This window comes from Lelliottia sp. SL45 (assembly GCF_026672535.1).
Lineage (GTDB): Bacteria > Pseudomonadota > Gammaproteobacteria > Enterobacterales > Enterobacteriaceae > Enterobacter > Enterobacter nimipressuralis.
The window spans coordinates 66,788-83,220 of sequence record NZ_JAPPRH010000001.1 but is presented as its reverse complement, the minus strand read 5'-3'; the positions used below and the strand labels follow the sequence as shown (position 1 = coordinate 83,220).

Annotated in this window: 22 protein-coding genes; 11 read left to right on the top strand and 11 right to left on the bottom strand. The window is 53.4% G+C overall.

Annotated elements, in window-relative coordinates; all coding sequences use genetic code 11:
• Positions 1–8: 8 nt before the first annotated feature.
• From ptsN to OVA10_RS00410, 9 genes are all read right to left on the bottom strand, one after another.
• A complete protein-coding gene (ptsN, locus tag OVA10_RS00450) occupies positions 9–500 on the bottom strand; it encodes a PTS IIA-like nitrogen regulatory protein PtsN (RefSeq protein WP_100778724.1) in 492 nt (163 codons plus the stop codon).
• 82 nt (positions 501–582) lie between these two features.
• A complete protein-coding gene (gene hpf, locus OVA10_RS00445; protein ID WP_100778725.1) occupies positions 583–870 on the bottom strand; it encodes a ribosome hibernation promoting factor in 288 nt (95 codons plus the stop codon).
• 22 nt (positions 871–892) lie between these two features.
• Complete coding sequence (rpoN, locus tag OVA10_RS00440; protein ID WP_100778726.1) at positions 893–2,326, bottom strand: RNA polymerase factor sigma-54; 1,434 nt, start codon at positions 2,324–2,326, stop codon at positions 893–895.
• A gap of 47 nt (positions 2,327–2,373) precedes the next feature.
• A complete protein-coding gene (gene lptB, locus OVA10_RS00435; protein ID WP_100778727.1) occupies positions 2,374–3,099 on the bottom strand; it encodes an LPS export ABC transporter ATP-binding protein in 726 nt (241 codons plus the stop codon).
• A gap of 6 nt (positions 3,100–3,105) precedes the next feature.
• Positions 3,106–3,660 (bottom strand): lipopolysaccharide ABC transporter substrate-binding protein LptA, encoded by a 555-nt coding sequence (gene lptA, locus OVA10_RS00430; RefSeq protein WP_100778728.1) that lies wholly within the window; start codon positions 3,658–3,660, stop codon positions 3,106–3,108.
• The gene (lptC, locus tag OVA10_RS00425; protein ID WP_100778729.1) at positions 3,629–4,204 is read right to left on the bottom strand and encodes an LPS export ABC transporter periplasmic protein LptC; all 576 of its coding nucleotides are present in this window, start codon (positions 4,202–4,204) and stop codon (positions 3,629–3,631) included. The genes lptA and lptC overlap by 32 nt, the downstream gene beginning before the upstream one ends.
• Entirely contained in the window at positions 4,201–4,767 is a 567-nt protein-coding gene (gene kdsC, locus OVA10_RS00420) for a 3-deoxy-manno-octulosonate-8-phosphatase KdsC (RefSeq protein ID WP_268195352.1), read from the bottom strand. Before kdsC ends, lptC begins: the two co-directional genes overlap by 4 nt.
• Before the next feature lie 14 nt (positions 4,768–4,781).
• A complete protein-coding gene (kdsD, locus tag OVA10_RS00415) occupies positions 4,782–5,768 on the bottom strand; it encodes an arabinose-5-phosphate isomerase KdsD (RefSeq protein WP_248859225.1) in 987 nt (328 codons plus the stop codon).
• Positions 5,769–5,781: 13 nt separating this feature from the next.
• Complete coding sequence (locus OVA10_RS00410) at positions 5,782–6,759, bottom strand: calcium/sodium antiporter (protein WP_102105490.1); 978 nt, start codon at positions 6,757–6,759, stop codon at positions 5,782–5,784.
• A 227-nt stretch (positions 6,760–6,986) separates the two neighbouring features.
• On the opposite strand from OVA10_RS00410, the gene mlaF reads away from it, so the two are divergent.
• The 7 genes from mlaF (at position 6,987) to murA (ending at position 11,779) form a co-directional block, all read left to right on the top strand.
• On the top strand, positions 6,987–7,799 hold the full coding sequence (gene mlaF, locus OVA10_RS00405; RefSeq protein WP_100778733.1) for a phospholipid ABC transporter ATP-binding protein MlaF: 813 nt from the start codon (positions 6,987–6,989) through the stop codon (positions 7,797–7,799).
• A gap of 7 nt (positions 7,800–7,806) precedes the next feature.
• Positions 7,807–8,589, top strand: a complete 783-nt coding sequence (gene mlaE / locus OVA10_RS00400) for a lipid asymmetry maintenance ABC transporter permease subunit MlaE (protein WP_100778734.1) — start codon at positions 7,807–7,809, stop codon at positions 8,587–8,589.
• A gap of 4 nt (positions 8,590–8,593) precedes the next feature.
• Positions 8,594–9,157 carry an outer membrane lipid asymmetry maintenance protein MlaD gene (gene mlaD, locus OVA10_RS00395; protein WP_100780811.1) on the top strand — a complete coding sequence of 188 codons (564 nt, stop codon included), beginning with the start codon at positions 8,594–8,596 and terminating at the stop codon, positions 9,155–9,157.
• A 3-nt stretch (positions 9,158–9,160) separates the two neighbouring features.
• Positions 9,161–9,796, top strand: coding sequence for a phospholipid-binding protein MlaC (gene mlaC, locus OVA10_RS00390; RefSeq protein ID WP_100778735.1), 636 nt, complete (start codon positions 9,161–9,163; stop codon positions 9,794–9,796).
• Positions 9,796–10,089 (top strand): lipid asymmetry maintenance protein MlaB, encoded by a 294-nt coding sequence (gene mlaB, locus OVA10_RS00385; RefSeq protein ID WP_181826916.1) that lies wholly within the window; start codon positions 9,796–9,798, stop codon positions 10,087–10,089. Before mlaC ends, mlaB begins: the two co-directional genes overlap by 1 nt.
• Before the next feature lie 125 nt (positions 10,090–10,214).
• Positions 10,215–10,469, top strand: a complete 255-nt coding sequence (gene ibaG / locus OVA10_RS00380) for a BolA family iron metabolism protein IbaG (protein ID WP_100778737.1) — start codon at positions 10,215–10,217, stop codon at positions 10,467–10,469.
• A 50-nt stretch (positions 10,470–10,519) separates the two neighbouring features.
• On the top strand, positions 10,520–11,779 hold the full coding sequence (gene murA, locus OVA10_RS00375; protein ID WP_100778738.1) for a UDP-N-acetylglucosamine 1-carboxyvinyltransferase: 1,260 nt from the start codon (positions 10,520–10,522) through the stop codon (positions 11,777–11,779).
• A 63-nt stretch (positions 11,780–11,842) separates the two neighbouring features.
• Here murA and sfsB read toward each other — a convergent pair whose 3' ends face one another.
• Both sfsB and ispB read right to left on the bottom strand, forming a co-directional pair.
• Positions 11,843–12,130, bottom strand: coding sequence for a DNA-binding transcriptional regulator SfsB (gene sfsB, locus OVA10_RS00370; protein WP_100778739.1), 288 nt, complete (start codon positions 12,128–12,130; stop codon positions 11,843–11,845).
• Between the two features lie 226 nt (positions 12,131–12,356).
• A complete protein-coding gene (gene ispB, locus OVA10_RS00365; protein WP_102105489.1) occupies positions 12,357–13,328 on the bottom strand; it encodes an octaprenyl diphosphate synthase in 972 nt (323 codons plus the stop codon).
• A 257-nt stretch (positions 13,329–13,585) separates the two neighbouring features.
• Here ispB and rplU point away from each other — a divergent pair, with 257 nt between their 5' ends.
• The 4 genes from rplU (at position 13,586) to cgtA (ending at position 16,429) form a co-directional block, all read left to right on the top strand.
• On the top strand, positions 13,586–13,897 hold the full coding sequence (gene rplU, locus OVA10_RS00360) for a 50S ribosomal protein L21 (protein ID WP_095284390.1): 312 nt from the start codon (positions 13,586–13,588) through the stop codon (positions 13,895–13,897).
• 19 nt (positions 13,898–13,916) lie between these two features.
• A complete protein-coding gene (gene rpmA / locus OVA10_RS00355) occupies positions 13,917–14,174 on the top strand; it encodes a 50S ribosomal protein L27 (protein ID WP_004385076.1) in 258 nt (85 codons plus the stop codon).
• A gap of 95 nt (positions 14,175–14,269) precedes the next feature.
• Positions 14,270–15,235 carry a DMT family transporter gene (locus OVA10_RS00350; RefSeq protein ID WP_100778741.1) on the top strand — a complete coding sequence of 322 codons (966 nt, stop codon included), beginning with the start codon at positions 14,270–14,272 and terminating at the stop codon, positions 15,233–15,235.
• A gap of 15 nt (positions 15,236–15,250) precedes the next feature.
• A complete protein-coding gene (gene cgtA / locus OVA10_RS00345; protein ID WP_100778742.1) occupies positions 15,251–16,429 on the top strand; it encodes an Obg family GTPase CgtA in 1,179 nt (392 codons plus the stop codon).
• Positions 16,430–16,433: the final 4 nt, after the last annotated feature.

The window sequence follows — 16,433 nt, the reverse complement described above, 5'->3', positions numbered from 1 at the left end:
TCTCCTGGTTACGCATCATCCTGATTGCCTTCCGCTTCGGTGATAATTTGGTACAGCTCTTCATCACTTTGGGCTGCGCGCAGACGGCGGCAAATTGTTTTATCCGCCAGACGTTTTGCGACCAGAGAAAGCGTATGCAAATGGGTTTTCGTCTGGTCAGCAGGCACCAGCAGAGCGAAAAGCAAATCAACCGGCTGGTTATCAATCGCATCAAAAGCGATAGGCGTTTCAAGCTGCACAAAAACGCCCACGGCGCGTAATGTGTCTTCTTCCAGTTTGCCATGCGGAATGGCGATGCCATTGCCGATGCCGGTACTGCCCATTTTTTCACGGGTCAGAATGGCCTCGAATACCACCTGAGGCGGCAGGCTTAACTGTTTTGCAGCCAGTTCACTGATAATTTCCAGAGCCCGTTTTTTGCTCTGACAGTGAACGCCACTGCGGGTACATTCCTGGTTAAGGACATTACTCAATTGAAGCGAGGAATCGTTGTTCATCATAATTTCACCTAAGCGCTAACTGTACAAATGGCCTGTTGTGTTTGACAACAGGCCGCCCTGCACCCGTTAACTGCCCGGACAATTAGTGTTGTTTCAGTTTATCTTTATGTTTATTAAGCTGTCGTGCCAGCTTGTCAATCAAGCCGTCGATAGCCGCATACATGTCTTGCCCTTCCGCACTGGCATGAATTTCGCCCCCGTTGACATGCAGGGTTGCGTCCGAGATATGAGTCACTTTCTCCACTTTTAACACAATGTAGACCTGATTGATCCTCTCGAAATACTGCTCCAGTTTGGCGAATTTTGTATTCACAAAATCACGCAAGGCTTCAGTGATCTCGACATTCTGTCCTGTGATGTTGAGCTGCATAGTGTCTTCCTTATCGGTTGTGTCAAACCAGTTGTTTACGCTGGTTAGACGGCGGAATGGATAAAGACTCTCGATACTTCGCAACAGTACGACGTGCCACCATAATACCCTGGTCGGACAGCATGGTGGTTAACTTACTGTCACTCAGTGGCTTCGCGGGGTTTTCCGCGGCGATCAACTTCTTCACCAGTGCGCGAATGGCCGTTGACGAGGCTTCGCCACCGCCTTCGGTATTCACATGGCTGGAGAAGAAATACTTAAGCTCAAAAATACCGCGCGGGCTGTGCAGATACTTCTGCGTAGTCACGCGCGAAATGGTCGATTCGTGCATCTCGACGGCCTGGGCGATATCCGCCAGCACCATCGGTTTCATAAACTCTTCGCCCTGATCGAAAAACGCCTGCTGCTGTTCGACGATGCAACGACTCACCCGTAGCAGCGTATCATTTCGGCTCTCAAGGCTTTTGATCAGCCAGCGCGCTTCCTGAAGATTGCTACGAATATATTGATTGTCGGAGTCGTTGCGCACGCTGGTGCACATGGAGGCGTATTGCTGATTGATTTGCAGGCGAGGAATGCTGTCGGAATTCAGTTCAACGGCCCAGCGGCCATTGTGTTTGCGTACCAGAACGTCAGGGATCACGTACTCGGGTTCGCTGGTCTGGATCGACTGTCCGGGGCGTGGATCGAGGGACTGAATCAGATTCACCGCCTCTTTCAGCACATCTTCTTTCAGGCGGGTAACGCGCATCAGCGAGCGGAAGTCGTGATTCGCCAGCAAATCGAGGTGATCGCTGATGATCAACCGCGCTTCGTCGATCCACGGCGTCTCTTTCGCAAACTGCGACAGCTGAATCAACAGGCAATCACGCAGATCTTTCGCCGCCACGCCGACTGGGTCAAAGCGCTGGATGCGTTTTAGCACCGCTTCGATCTCATCGAGATCGATATCGCCATTCCCGACGCTCTCCAGAATATCTTCCAGAGAAACGGTCAAATAGCCGGTGTCATCCACGGCATCGACAATCGAGGTAGCAATCGCGCGATCGGTTTCGGTGAATGGCGTCAGCTCCACCTGCCACATCAGATAATCCTGCAGGGACTGGGTGGTTTCGCCCTGATAGACCGGTAGCTCGTCATCCTGGTAATCTGCACGCGTCCCGGAAGGGGTTCCGGCGGTGTAGATTTCATCCCAGCTGGCGTCCAGCGGTAGCTCGTCCGGCATCTCTTTTTGTTCAAGAGCGTCTGCTGTATCAAGCGATTCGGTGTCCTGCTTTTCCTGGGTATCAACCTCGTCATGAAGATCGGTTTGCTCCAGCAGGGGGTTACTGTCCAGCGCCTGCTGGAGTTCCTGCTGAAGTTCTAACGTGGACAGCTGCAACAGACGAATCGCCTGTTGTAGCTGTGGCGTCATCGCCAGTTGCTGGCTGAGCCGTAATTGCAAACCTTGCTTCATGTTCAGAGCGTTTTTCCCCGCTTTGGCGTGACTTAACCTCTACCCTATCAGAGTCTGAAGTCTTCCCCAAGGTACACACGCTTCACATGCTCGTCTTCGAGGATTTCGAGTGGCGTGCCGTGGGCGATTAAATGGCCCTGGCTGACGATATAAGCGCGTTCACAAACTGCCAGCGTTTCACGTACGTTGTGGTCCGTGATGAGCACACCGAGGCCGCTGTCGCGCAAATGCTCGATAATACGTTTGATGTCGATGACGGAGATAGGGTCAACGCCCGCAAAAGGTTCATCCAGCAGGATAAATTTTGGATTCGCGGCAAGCGCACGGGCGATTTCCACGCGGCGGCGTTCACCACCGGAGAGCGCCTGACCGAGGCTGTCGCGCAGATGTTCGATGTGGAACTCTTCCATCAGTTCGTTAGCACGATCCTGACGCTGCTCGGAGGTCAAATCATCACGGATTTGCAGCACGGCCATCAGGTTGTCGAACACGCTCAGACGGCGGAAAATCGACGCCTCCTGCGGCAGATAGCCAATACCACGACGCGCGCGCGCATGCAGTGGCAGCAAGCTGATGTCTTCATCATCAATGATAATGTTGCCCGCATCGCGTGAAACGATGCCGACCACCATGTAAAAGGTGGTGGTTTTGCCCGCACCGTTTGGGCCTAACAGGCCTACGATTTCGCCGGAGTTTACGGTCAGACTGACATCTTCCACGACGCGGCGGCCTTTATAGGCTTTGGCGAGGTTCTTTGCAGTTAATGTTGCCATAACGAATTAGTTACTCTTTTTCTGTGCCGGGGCCTGGTCTTTGTTCTTGTCCTGCAGCTGAGACGGAACCAGAACGGTAGTGACGCGCTTACCTTTTTCGCTGAAAGCCTGCATTTTCTGCTCTTTCACCAGATAGGTGATCTTATCGCCGGTGATGTTGCTATCCAGCTGTTCCAGATAGGCATTGCCGGTCAGGATGACGAGATCTTTAGCCAGCTCGTAGTGCATATGAGAGGCGCGGCCTTTCACCGGCTTGCCGTTATCCTGCATCTGATAGAAGGTGGCCGGATTACCGTAGCCATCAATAATCTCTTTGCCCTGCTCGCCGCCCGGACGGGTGACAACCACTTTGTCGGCATTGATTTTGATCGTGCCCTGGGTCATGACGACGTTGCCGGTAAAGGTCACGACGTTACCCTGCATATCAAGCGACTGAGTGTCAGATTCGATATGGATAGGCTGCTCAGTGTCGCCCGTAACAGCAAGCGCGGGGAGACTGGCGGCCAGCAGCGCGCTGGCAATGATAAAGTTAAGGCTGAGTTTGTTTGTTTTGAATTTCATAGGAGGTTCTAACCTTTTCAATCAGCTCGGCGTTTTTGCTGCGTAAGTTCCCGCGCATTCTTAGACCGCTGGAATTAAATGTTGTGCCGTATAACGTCACCAGATCCTGAGACGTGACATCCTGGGTGACCAGGTTGATCTGGGCATTATCCGTAGTAATTTTGCGCAGTTGAGAATCTGGCGTCAGGGCGTTGACTTCAACATGACCATACAAATAAAGCATACGGTCATTCGTCAATTTTGCTCTGTCAGATTTAATCGACCACGTCGGAATTTTGTTGGTATCAAATGTGGTCATCACCGGTCGGGTGAACCACGAGATGCCATCATCGGAAAAATACTCTACATGCTGCGCAATCAGGCGATAGTTCAGGGCGCCTTCAGGGCTGTAAACCACGGTGTCGCTGTGGTCGCTTTTGTAGGTTGGATCATTGGTGCTGACCACTTCATCCGGCGTGTCGTCCTGGTCGGCGAGATTCACGCCAATCAGAACCAGTACGGCCAGTGAAAGCAGAATGATAACCCAACGTCTGGTTTTACTCATATCGATTGCCCTTTGGCCTCATCAAGCTTGCCCTGCGCCAGCAGTAACAAATCGCAGACTTCACGAACGGCGCCGCGACCGCCGTTGATCCGGGTGACATAGTCAGCGCGCGGGATCAGCAGAGGATGGGCATCCGCCACGGCGATGCTCAACCCGACTTCAGCCATGACCGGCCAGTCGATCAGATCGTCTCCAACGTAGGCGACATTTTTTGGGGCGATGGCAAGCTTCGCCAGCAAATCCCGGAACGCGACCATTTTGTCGGATTGCCCCTGATACAAATGGGTAATGCCTAATGTTTCGCAGCGATCTTCTACCAGTTTAGCCTTACGCCCGGTGATGATAGCAACTTCGATGCCGGATGTGATCGCACAGCGAATTCCGTAGCCGTCGCGCACGTTGAATGCCTTCAGCTCTTCGCCGTTATTGCCCATAAAAATTAAGCCATCGGACAGTACACCATCCACATCCAGAATAAGCAGACGGATGTTTTCCGCCTTTGCCATCATCTGCGTAGTGACCGGGCCATAACAGGTTGCAAGGGATGCACCCGCATTACTCATTGTCTTATCCTTCATTACACTACGCCTGCGCGCAGAAGATCATGCATATGTACCACACCCAGCAGTTGGTCGCCATCGGCAACCATGGCTGAGGTAATATGACGGGATTGCATCAGGTTCAAAACTTCCACCGCCAGCGTACCAGGCCGGACCCGAATTCCGCCGGGGGTCATCACATCTGCAATGCCCAGCGTGCGCACGTCAACGCCCATATCAAAGACGCGACGCAAATCACCGTCGGTGAAGATGCCTTCGATCTTCATCAGGTCGTCGCAAATGACCGTCATACCGAGATTTTTACGGGTGATTTCCAGCAGCGCATCACGCAGCGAGGCATCTTTGCTGACGTGCGGGATTTCCGTGCCGGTGTGCATAATATCATTCACGCGCAGCAGAAGTTTACGTCCCAACGCACCGCCTGGGTGAGAGAGGGCAAAATCTTCGGGGGTAAAACCACGCGCTTCGAGCAGCGCCACGGCGAGGGCATCGCCCATCACCAGCGCCGCAGTGGTGCTGGACGTCGGCGCCAGGCCGAGCGGGCAGGCCTCTTGCGGGACTTTCACACACAGGTGAATATCCGCCGCACGCGCCATGCTGCTCTCCGGGCGACTGGTCATGCAAATGAGGGGAACGTGCAGACGCTTGAGCACCGGGATCAGCGCCAGGATTTCGTTGGATTCACCGGAGTTAGACAGCGCAATCACCACGTCCTGCGGCGTGACCATTCCGAGATCGCCATGGGCGGCTTCACCCGGATGGACGAAGAAGGACGACGTTCCGGTACTGGCGAAGGTCGCGGCCATCTTACGACCGATGTGACCGGATTTGCCCATCCCCATCACCACGACTTTACCGGTGCAGGCGGCAATTTGCTCACATGCCTGACTAAAGTCCTGATTTATGTATTGATCTAACTGCGCCAGACCTTCACGTTCAATCTCCAGAACTTTTTTGCCTGCTTTCTGAAAGTCAAAACCCGGCTGCAATTCTATTTGCGACATAATGCGTTTCCGTTTACCCAGAGAGAAGAGGCGACAGCCAGTACAGCATCGCCATCCATACGATAAAACCACCTGTCAGCAAGGCGCCCGCCCCTTTGCCTATTTGCTGCTTCCGCCGCCAGCAGAGCAGGGCGAAAATCACGCTGACGAACAGCATCACACCGTAATCGCGGGAGAAGGCCAGCGGGTTAAATGCCCCTGGCGCAATCAGTGCGGGTAAACCCATAACGATAGCGATGTTGAAGATATTCGAGCCAATGATATTGCCAATTGCAATATCACCTTCGCCTTTCCGTGCGCCCGCGATCGCCGTGGCCAGTTCTGGCAGGCTGGTACCGATCGCAATTACCGTCAGGCCAATCGTCAGTTCGCTAATCGCGAAGTAGTTGGCCAGTACCGTGGCGTTGTCGACGACCATGCGGGTGGCCATCGGCATAATAATCAGCGCCACGCCAAGCCACAGCAGGGCAACGGGCAGAGTGCCTTCACGCGGAAGTTCAGCCACCTGCTCACGCGTCAGGCTATCATTCCCCTGTTTTTCCGCCAGTCGGGCAATCTTGACAATATAGAGCAGCCAGATGATCGCCAGCGCCAGCAGTAAAATACCGTCGTCGAAGGTCAGTTGCCCATCATAAAGCACATAGCCTGCCAGCAGGCTGACAATTAACATTAGCGGCAATTCGCGGCGCAGAACATCAGAATCCACGCGAAATGGATGCAGCAGTGCGGCAAGGCCCAGGATCAATAAAATATTAACGATATTTGAGCCGATCGCGGTACCAATGGCGAGATCGACCTGGCCATGGAGCGACGCGGAAACAGAGACAATAATTTCCGGAAGCGATGTGCCGACGCTCACCACCGTCATGCCAATAATCAGCGGCGGTATCCCAAAGAGTCTGCACAGGATGGATGCGGCGAAAACCAAACGGTCAGCACTGTAGACCACCAGAAGTAAACCAATTATTAACAGTGCCGTTGCTAAAAGCATCAAAAATCCTTTATTCAGGTATACTCGCCGGTCCACTGAGAATGAATCTCTGGCGCCGCATGCAGTCTGTAGACGTAACGAATTCCTAATTTTGACTTTATGCGCCGGAAAAGTAAAACAAATGCCAGCTTTCGCTAACCTGAGCGGATAATTATCTGCAAAAATGTCGGGTTTAAGGCTGAATTAAGCGCCATGCTTAACCTTGATGGGAAAGAAAGGAACGTTAAATGAGCCAAACGATGGCGAATTTAGTCGACGTCCGTGACGTCAGCTTCTCGCGCGCTAACCGATTGATATTCGAAAACATCACGCTGACGGTGCCGCGGGGTAAGATCACCGCGATCATGGGGCCATCCGGTATCGGCAAAACCACACTGCTGCGTCTGATTGGTGGGCAGATCCCACCGGACCGCGGTGAAATCCTTTTTGACGGTGAAAATGTCCCGCAGATGTCGCGCTCACGCCTTTATACCGTCCGTAAACGGATGAGCATGCTGTTTCAGTCTGGCGCGCTATTCACCGACATGAACGTCTTTGATAACGTCGCCTATCCGCTGCGCGAGCATACGCGTCTCTCCCCGGAACTGTTGAAAACGACGGTGATGATGAAGCTGGAAGCCGTGGGATTGCGCGGGGCGGCCAAACTGATGCCGTCGGAGCTTTCCGGCGGGATGGCGCGTCGTGCCGCACTGGCGCGTGCGATTGCGCTCGAACCCGATTTAATCATGTTCGATGAACCTTTCGTCGGCCAGGACCCGATTACCATGGGCGTGCTGGTGAAATTGATTTCAGAACTGAACAGCTCGCTGGGTGTCACATGCATTGTGGTATCACACGATGTGCCAGAGGTACTGAGCATCGCGGATTACGCCTATATTGTGGCGGATAAAAAGATCGTCGCCCACGGCGGTGCTCAGGCGCTGCAGAACAACAGTGACCCGCGCGTTCGCCAGTTCCTCGACGGGATAGCGGATGGTCCTGTGCCGTTCCGTTATCCGGCGGGTGACTATCATCACGATTTACTGGGAATAGGGAGTTAAGCCGCTGATGCTGTTAAATGCGTTGGCCGCCCTTGGACACCGTGGCATAAAAACCATCAGGACGTTCGGGCGTGCCGGGTTGATGTTGTTCAATGCGCTGGTGGGTAAGCCGGAATTCCGCAAACACTCCCCGTTGCTGATTCGTCAGCTCTATAATGTCGGCGTGCTGTCGATGCTGATTATCATCGTGTCGGGTCTGTTTATCGGCATGGTGCTGGGGCTGCAGGGCTATCTGGTGCTGACCACCTACAGCGCAGAAACCAGTCTCGGTATGCTGGTGGCGCTTTCGCTCCTGCGTGAGCTTGGCCCGGTGGTGGCGGCACTGTTATTCGCTGGCCGCGCTGGTTCCGCGTTAACCGCCGAAATTGGCCTGATGCGCGCGACGGAACAGCTCTCCAGTATGGAGATGATGGCGGTCGACCCGCTGCGCCGCGTGATCTCGCCGCGTTTCTGGGCGGGGGTGATCTCTCTGCCGCTGCTGACCATTCTGTTTGTCGCCGTCGGTATCTGGGGCGGTTCATTGGTTGGCGTGCAGTGGAAAGGGATTGATGCCGGTTTCTTCTGGTCTGCAATGCAGGATGCCGTCGATCTGCGCATGGACCTGGTGAACTGCCTGATTAAGAGCGCGGTATTCGCCGTGACTGTGACCTGGATTGCGTTGTTCAACGGATATGACGCGATACCAACTTCTGAGGGCATCAGTCGCGCGACAACGCGTACTGTGGTTCATTCGTCGCTGGCCGTTCTTGGCCTGGATTTTGTGCTCACCGCACTGATGTTTGGGAATTGAGTTCATGCAAACAAGAAAAAGTGAAATTTGGGTAGGTGTGTTTCTGCTGCTGGCACTTCTGGCTGCGCTGTTTATCTGTCTCAGAGCGGCGGATATCACCTCCATTCGGACTGAACCCACTTATCGTCTCTATGCGACCTTCGATAATATTGGTGGTCTGAAGGCGCGTTCGCCGGTGCGTATCGGCGGTGTGGTGATTGGCCGCGTTTCAGACATCACGCTGGATGAAAAAACCTATCTGCCGCGCGTCGAAATGGATATCGAAGAGCGCTACAACCACATTCCGGACACCAGTTCGCTGTCTATCCGCACGTCCGGTCTGCTGGGCGAGCAATACCTGGCGCTGAACGTCGGCTTTGAAGATCCTGAGCTGGGAACGTCTATTCTTAAAGACGGCGGCGTGATTCAGGATACGAAGTCAGCCATGGTGCTTGAAGATATGATTGGTCAGTTCCTTTACAGCGGTAAAGGAGATGATAAGAAATCCGACGATACCTCTGCACAGAGTGAAGGCCAAACTGACGTCGCGCCGACCCCTGGCACGACGAATTCATCTCAGGAGAAGTAATTCATGATTAAACGACTGTTAATGGTTGCCATGCTGGTGATTGCCCCGTTGAGTGCAGCTGTTGCTGCGGATCAGAGCAACCCCTATAAACTGATGGATGAGGCGGCGCAGAAGACCTTTGATCGCCTGAAAAACGAGCAACCTAAAATTCGTGCAAACCCGGATTACCTGCGTGATGTGGTGGATCAGGAACTGCTGCCGTATGTGCAGGTGAAATATGCGGGTGCGCTGGTGCTGGGCCGTTATTACAAAGATGCGACTCCTGCGCAGCGCGATGCTTACTTTGCCGCTTTCCGTGAATACCTGAAACAGGCGTACGGCCAGGCGCTGGCGATGTACCACGGCCAGACCTATCAAATCGCTCCGGAACAACCGCTGGGTGACGCGACCATCGTACCGATTCGTGTGACCATTATCGATCCGAACGGCCGTCCTCCGGTGCGCCTGGATTTCCAGTGGCGTAAAAATTCCCAGACGGGCAACTGGCAGGCCTATGACATGATCGCCGAAGGGGTGAGCATGATCACGACCAAACAGAACGAGTGGAGCGATCTGCTGCGTACTAAAGGTATTGATGGCCTGACCGCACAGCTGAAATCGATCTCCAGCCAGAAAATTTCGCTGGACGAGAAAAAGTAATGACGCAGCCATTTAGCTGGTCGCGTGAAGGCGACAAACTCGCGCTGTCCGGTGAACTTGACCAGGATCTGCTGAACCCCCTGTGGGATGTGCGTCATGACGTCATGCAGGGCGTTAAGCTTATCGATTTAACCCACGTTACCCGTGTGGATACGGCAGGCGTTGCGCTGCTGGTCCATCTGGTGGCTGAAGGTAAAAAGCTGGGCCAGGCGGTCACGTTAAGCGGTGTCAGCGAAAAGGTGCTGACGCTGGTGCAGCTCTATAATCTGCCCGAAGACGTTTTACCTCGTTAATATTTTCAGTGCGTTACTTCTGAAAGCCTCGACTGTTTCATCGTCGGGGCTTTTTGCCTGTTTAAGCCTGCGTCACTTTGCTCTAAGATGTTGGGCTTGTTTCACTACCCGATGATTTAGAACCCATGGAAAATCATGAAATCCAGACAGTGCTGATGAACGCACTCTCCCTTCAGGAAGTCCACGTCACTGGCGATGGCAGTCACTTTCAGGTTATTGCTGTGGGTGAGATTTTCGACGGCATGAGCCGTGTGAAAAAACAGCAGGCTGTCTACGCGCCGCTGATGGAATACATTGCAGATAATCGCATTCACGCTCTGTCGATCAAAGCGTACACCCCGCAAGAGTGGGAACGCGATCGCAAGCTAAACGGTTTTTGAGCTGAGGGTGTCTAGCCCGCAGCACGGTTGAATTCATAAGAGAGCACATCATGGACAAATTTCGTGTACAGGGACCTACGCGTCTCCAGGGCGAAGTCACAATTTCCGGCGCGAAAAACGCTGCGCTGCCGATCCTCTTCGCTGCACTGCTTGCGGAAGAGCCGGTAGAAATCCAGAACGTACCGAAACTGAAAGATATCGACACCACCATGAAGTTGCTCACTCAGCTGGGCACCAAAGTGGAGCGCAATGGTTCCGTGTGGATCGATGCCAGCAACGTCAATAACTTCTCCGCACCGTACGACCTGGTAAAAACCATGCGCGCATCCATCTGGGCGCTTGGCCCGCTGGTGGCACGTTTTGGTCAGGGCCAGGTTTCTCTGCCGGGCGGCTGTGCTATCGGTGCGCGTCCGGTCGACCTGCACATCTTTGGTCTGGAAAAACTGGGCGCAGAGATCAAGCTGGAAGAAGGGTACGTGAAAGCGTCCGTCAATGGCCGTCTGAAAGGCGCGCACATTGTGATGGATAAAGTGAGCGTTGGCGCGACCGTTACCATCATGTCTGCGGCGACGCTGGCTGAAGGGACCACGGTTATCGAAAACGCCGCGCGTGAGCCGGAAATCGTGGATACCGCGAACTTCCTCGTGGCGCTGGGTGCGAAGATCACCGGGCAGGGTACCGATCGCATTACCATCGAAGGCGTTGAGCGCCTGGGCGGCGGTGTGTACCGTGTTCTGCCAGATCGTATCGAGACCGGTACTTTCCTGGTTGCAGCTGCCATTTCTGGCGGCAAAATCATCTGCCGCAACGCGCAGCCGGACACGCTGGATGCAGTTCTGGCAAAACTGCGTGACGCAGGTGCGGATATCGAAATCGGGGAAGACTGGATCAGCCTGGATATGCACGGCAACCGTCCAAAAGCGGTGAACGTGCGTACGGCACCACACCCGGCTTTCCCGACGGATATGCAGGCGCAATTCACGCTGCTGAACCTGGTGGCGGAAGGGACTGGCTTCATCACTGAAACCATTTTCGAAAACCGCTTCATGCACGTACCGGAACTGATCCGTATGGGTGCACACGCAGAAATCGAGAGCAATACAGTTATCTGCCACGGTGTAGCAACGCTTTCTGGTGCGCAGGTAATGGCAACGGATTTACGTGCATCTGCGAGCCTGGTGCTGGCGGGTTGTATTGCGGAAGGGACGACGATTGTGGATCGTATCTATCATATCGATCGCGGCTACGAGCGTATTGAAGACAAACTGCGCGCGCTGGGTGCAAATATCGAGCGTGTGAAGGGCGAGTAATCGTTCGCGCAGCCCCCTGCCAATATTGACCGGGGGGTTGCTGTTCCTGTCTGAGTCAAAGCGTCAGTTCTGGCGCTCTTTTCCCTCTGTCTTCTTGCGCATCATGCGTGTTCTGTCGATAAATTCGTGGGTGATCGGATCGTGGTAACGCGAGGGCCAGATAATCCAGGGCTGCGTTTCCAGCGCACTGGCAATGATCAACTCTCCCTTGGGCCACGGACGGGTTAACGCGTTAGCCAGTGTAGAAGAACTTAATCCACTTCGTCGCGATTCGGCGGCCAGCGATGTCCCTTTTTTGCGCAATGCGGCAATAATGTCGGCCGAATGCCAGTCGATAAATTTCTTATCCATATCCTGTCCTCTGGTTCAAATACGTCCACGTCATTTCGGCTGAACTGACATGGCGATTATACCTTCTTCGAACGGTCGTTCTAAAAAGTTCGAATAACAGGATGCAACATTCAGAATATAACAAGGGTTTATACACACGGCATGTAAGCCGAATGTGTAACGGAAGATGGGGTGTTTTGGGAACTTATTGAAACTCCCCGCGAATGCCGCGGGGAGAAAAAAGAACTTAACGATCGCGCTGAACGGCGATGTGTGCCAGCCCGATTAGCGCATCTCGCCATGGGCTGTCTGGGATAACCTGAATAGCGGCAATAGCTTTGTCGGCTTCTTCTTCTGCACGCTGACGCGTCCAGTCCAGCGATCCACAGATCGCCATCGTTTCCAGTACGGGTTCCAGAAGATGTCTGCCGTTTCCTTGCTCAATCGCTTCGCGGATAAGCTTTGCCTGCTCTGGCGTGCCGTTACGCATTGCGTGCAGCAGCGGCAAGGTCGGTTTACCTTCGTTCAGGTCGTCTCCGACGTTTTTGCCCAGCGTTTCGCCATCGGCGCTGTAGTCGAGCAGATCGTCAATCAGCTGGAACGCGGTACCCAGGTAGCGGCCATAATCCTGCAGACCCCGCTCCTGCGCCTCGGTGCAGCCCGCAAGAATACCGGAGCACTGAGCCGCAGCTTCAAACAGGCGCGCGGTTTTACTGTAGATGACGCGCATGTAGTTTTCTTCAGTGATGTCCGGGTCGTTGACATTCATCAGCTGCAGCACTTCGCCTTCAGCGATGACGTTCACGGCTTCAGACATCACCTCCAGCACTTTGAGCGAGCCGAGACGCGTCATCATCTGGAAGGCGCGGGTATAGATAAAATCGCCGACCAGAACGCTGGCGGCGTTGCCAAAGGCGGCGTTCGCAGTGGCTTTACCGCGACGCATATCGGATTCATCTACCACGTCATCATGCAACAGCGTGGCTGTGTGGATAAACTCAATCAGGGCCGCGATATTGACGTGATCATTTCCCTGATAGCCAATGGCTCTCGCGGCCAGGATGGCGATCATCGGGCGGATACGTTTACCGCCGCCACTGACAATGTAATAACCCAACTGATTGATGAGTTGAACATCAGAGTTGAGTTGCTCCAGGATTGCTGCATTCACACCCGCCATATCTTGCGCGGTTAACTCGTTGATTTTTTCTAAATTCATCGCAAAAGCCGGGCTTCTTATTCTGTTTAGCGCATGACTACTGGGCTAATGAAGGTTTCGGTTTATCAATAGTATTGCTGATTGTACTGAAAAAACGGCTCAGATAAACGTTAGCGTACGCGTTGTGTTTTTTTTCTTCATGTATTGATGGTAGCACTTGTCAAAGGCTCGCGTTTTGCGTAATATTCGCGCCCTATTGTGAATATTTATAGCGCACTCTGAATCACACGAGGATGTGCGCGGAAGCGGAGTTCTATATGTACGCGGTTTTCCAAAGTGGTGGTAAACAACACCGAGTAAGCGAAGGTCAGACCATTCGCCTGGAAAAGCTGGACATCGCAACTGGCGAAGCTGTTGAGTTCGCTGAAGTTCTGATGATCGCAAACGGTGAAGAAGTCAAAATCGGCGTTCCTTTCGTTGATGGCGGCGTGATTAAAGCTGAAGTTGTTGCTCATGGTCGTGGCGAGAAAGTTAAAATCGTTAAGTTTCGTCGTCGTAAACACTACCGTAAGCAGCAGGGCCACCGTCAGTGGTTCACTGATGTAAAAATTACTGGCATCAGCGCCTAAGACCTGAGGAGAGATTTAAATGGCACATAAAAAGGCTGGCGGCTCAACTCGTAACGGTCGCGACTCAGAAGCTAAACGTCTTGGCGTTAAGCGTTTCGGTGGCGAATCTGTTCTGGCGGGTAGCATCATCGTTCGTCAACGTGGTACCAAATTCCACGCTGGCAACAACGTAGGTTGCGGTCGTGACCACACTCTGTTTGCTAAAGCAGACGGTAAAGTGAAATTTGAAGTTAAAGGCCCGAACAACCGTAAATACATCAGCATCGTTGCTGAGTAAGTTTTTCGTGGTCCGGTAACGGATTAAAGCCCCGCAACGTGTTGCGGGGCTTTTTACATTGAAAACCCGGAAAATTTTCTGCAGGGAAAACCGGCATGAAACAGCAGGCTGGCATCGGCATTCTTCTGGCACTCACTACAGCGGTGTGCTGGGGGGCGTTGCCAATTGCAATGAAGCAGGTCCTGGAAGTGATGGAACCGCCGACAGTGGTGTTTTATCGCTTTCTGATGGCCAGTATCGGCCTTGGCGCGATTCTGGCGATAAAAGGCAAACTGCCGCCGCTGCGGATTTTCCGTAAACCACGCTGGCTGGTGCTGCTGGCTATTGCGACGGGTGGTCTGTTCGGTAACTTCATTCTGTTCAGCTCTTCCTTGCAGTATTTAAGTCCCACCGCGTCTCAGGTGATTGGTCAGCTTTCACCGGTTGGCATGATGGTGGCCAGCGTCTTTATCCTCAAGGAAAAGATGCGTGGCACACAGATCATCGGGGCAATCATGTTGCTGTGTGGTCTGGTGATGTTCTTTAACACCAGCCTGATTGAGATCTTTACCCGACTGACAGATTACACCTGGGGTGTGATTTTTGGCGTCGGGGCAGCAACGGTCTGGGTGAGCTACGGCGTCGCGCAAAAGGTGTTATTGCGCAGACTTGCCTCACAGCAGATCCTCTTTTTGCTGTACACTTTGTGTACGATAGCACTACTGCCGTTGGCGAAACCGGGTGTGATTACTCAGTTAAGCGACTGGCAACTGGCGTGCCTCATTTTTTGTGGGCTTAACACGCTGGTCGGTTATGGCGCGCTGGCCGAAGCGATGGCGCGCTGGCAGGCAGCACAAGTGAGTGCCCTGATTACACTCACGCCGCTGTTTACGCTGTTATTTTCAGATTTGTTATCAATGGCCTGGCCCGATTTCTTCGTCAAACCGATGTTAAACCTGTTGGGTTATCTCGGTGCGTTTGTCGTGGTTGCGGGCGCGATGTATTCCGCCATTGGTCATCGTCTTTGGGGACGTTGGCGCAAAAGTGAAGCGGTTGTAGTTGTCCCCCGCTCAGGCGAATGATTTACGGAGAGTAAGATGAAGTTTGTTGATGAAGCAACGATCCTGGTTGTTGCAGGTGATGGCGGTAATGGTTGCGTTAGCTTCCGCCGTGAAAAATACATTCCTCGTGGCGGCCCTGACGGCGGCGACGGTGGAGATGGTGGTGACGTGTGGTTAGAGGCGGATGAAAACCTCAACACGCTGATCGACTACCGCTTTGAAAAATCTTTCCGCGCGGAGCGTGGGCAGAATGGTCAGAGCCGCGACTGTACCGGTAAACGCGGCAAAGACGTCACCATTAAAGTGCCTGTCGGTACGCGTGTTATCGATCAGGGTACGGGCGAGACCATGGGTGACATGACCAAACACGGTCAGCGTCTGATGGTGGCAAAAGGTGGCTGGCACGGTCTGGGTAACAGCCGTTTCAAATCGTCTGTGAACCGTACTCCGCGTCAAAAAACGATGGGTACGCCGGGCGATAAACGCGACCTGCAGCTGGAACTGATGCTGCTGGCGGATGTGGGTATGCTGGGCATGCCAAACGCCGGGAAATCGACGTTCATTCGTGCGGTCTCTGCGGCGAAACCAAAAGTGGCGGATTATCCGTTTACGACGCTGGTACCAAGCCTCGGCGTTGTCCGAATGGATAACGAAAAGAGCTTTGTAGTCGCCGATATCCCTGGTCTGATTGCGGGTGCGGCTGAAGGCGCAGGCCTCGGTATTCGCTTCCTGAAACACCTTGAGCGTTGTCGTGTTCTGTTGCACCTCATCGATATCGATCCGATCGACGGTTCTGATCCGGTTGAGAATGCGCGCATCATCATCGGTGAGCTGGAAAAATACAGCGATAAGCTGGCCGCTAAACCGCGCTGGCTGGTCTTTAACAAGATCGACCTGATGGACAAAGCCGAAGCAGAAGCGAAAGCGAAAGCCATCGCTGAAGCAATGGGTTGGGAAGACAAATACTACCTGATCTCTGCGGCAAGCCAGATGGGCGTGAAAGATCTTTGCTGGGATGTGATGACGTTTATCATCGAAAACCCAGTTGCTCAGGCAGAAGAAGTGAAAGGGCCTGAGAAAGTTGAGTTTATGTGGGATGACTATCATCGCCAGCAGCTCGAAGAACAAGAAGTTGACGTCGAAGATGACGAAGACTGGGATGATGACTGGGACGAAGACGACGAAGAAGGTGTCGAATTCATCTACAAGCACTGATCCG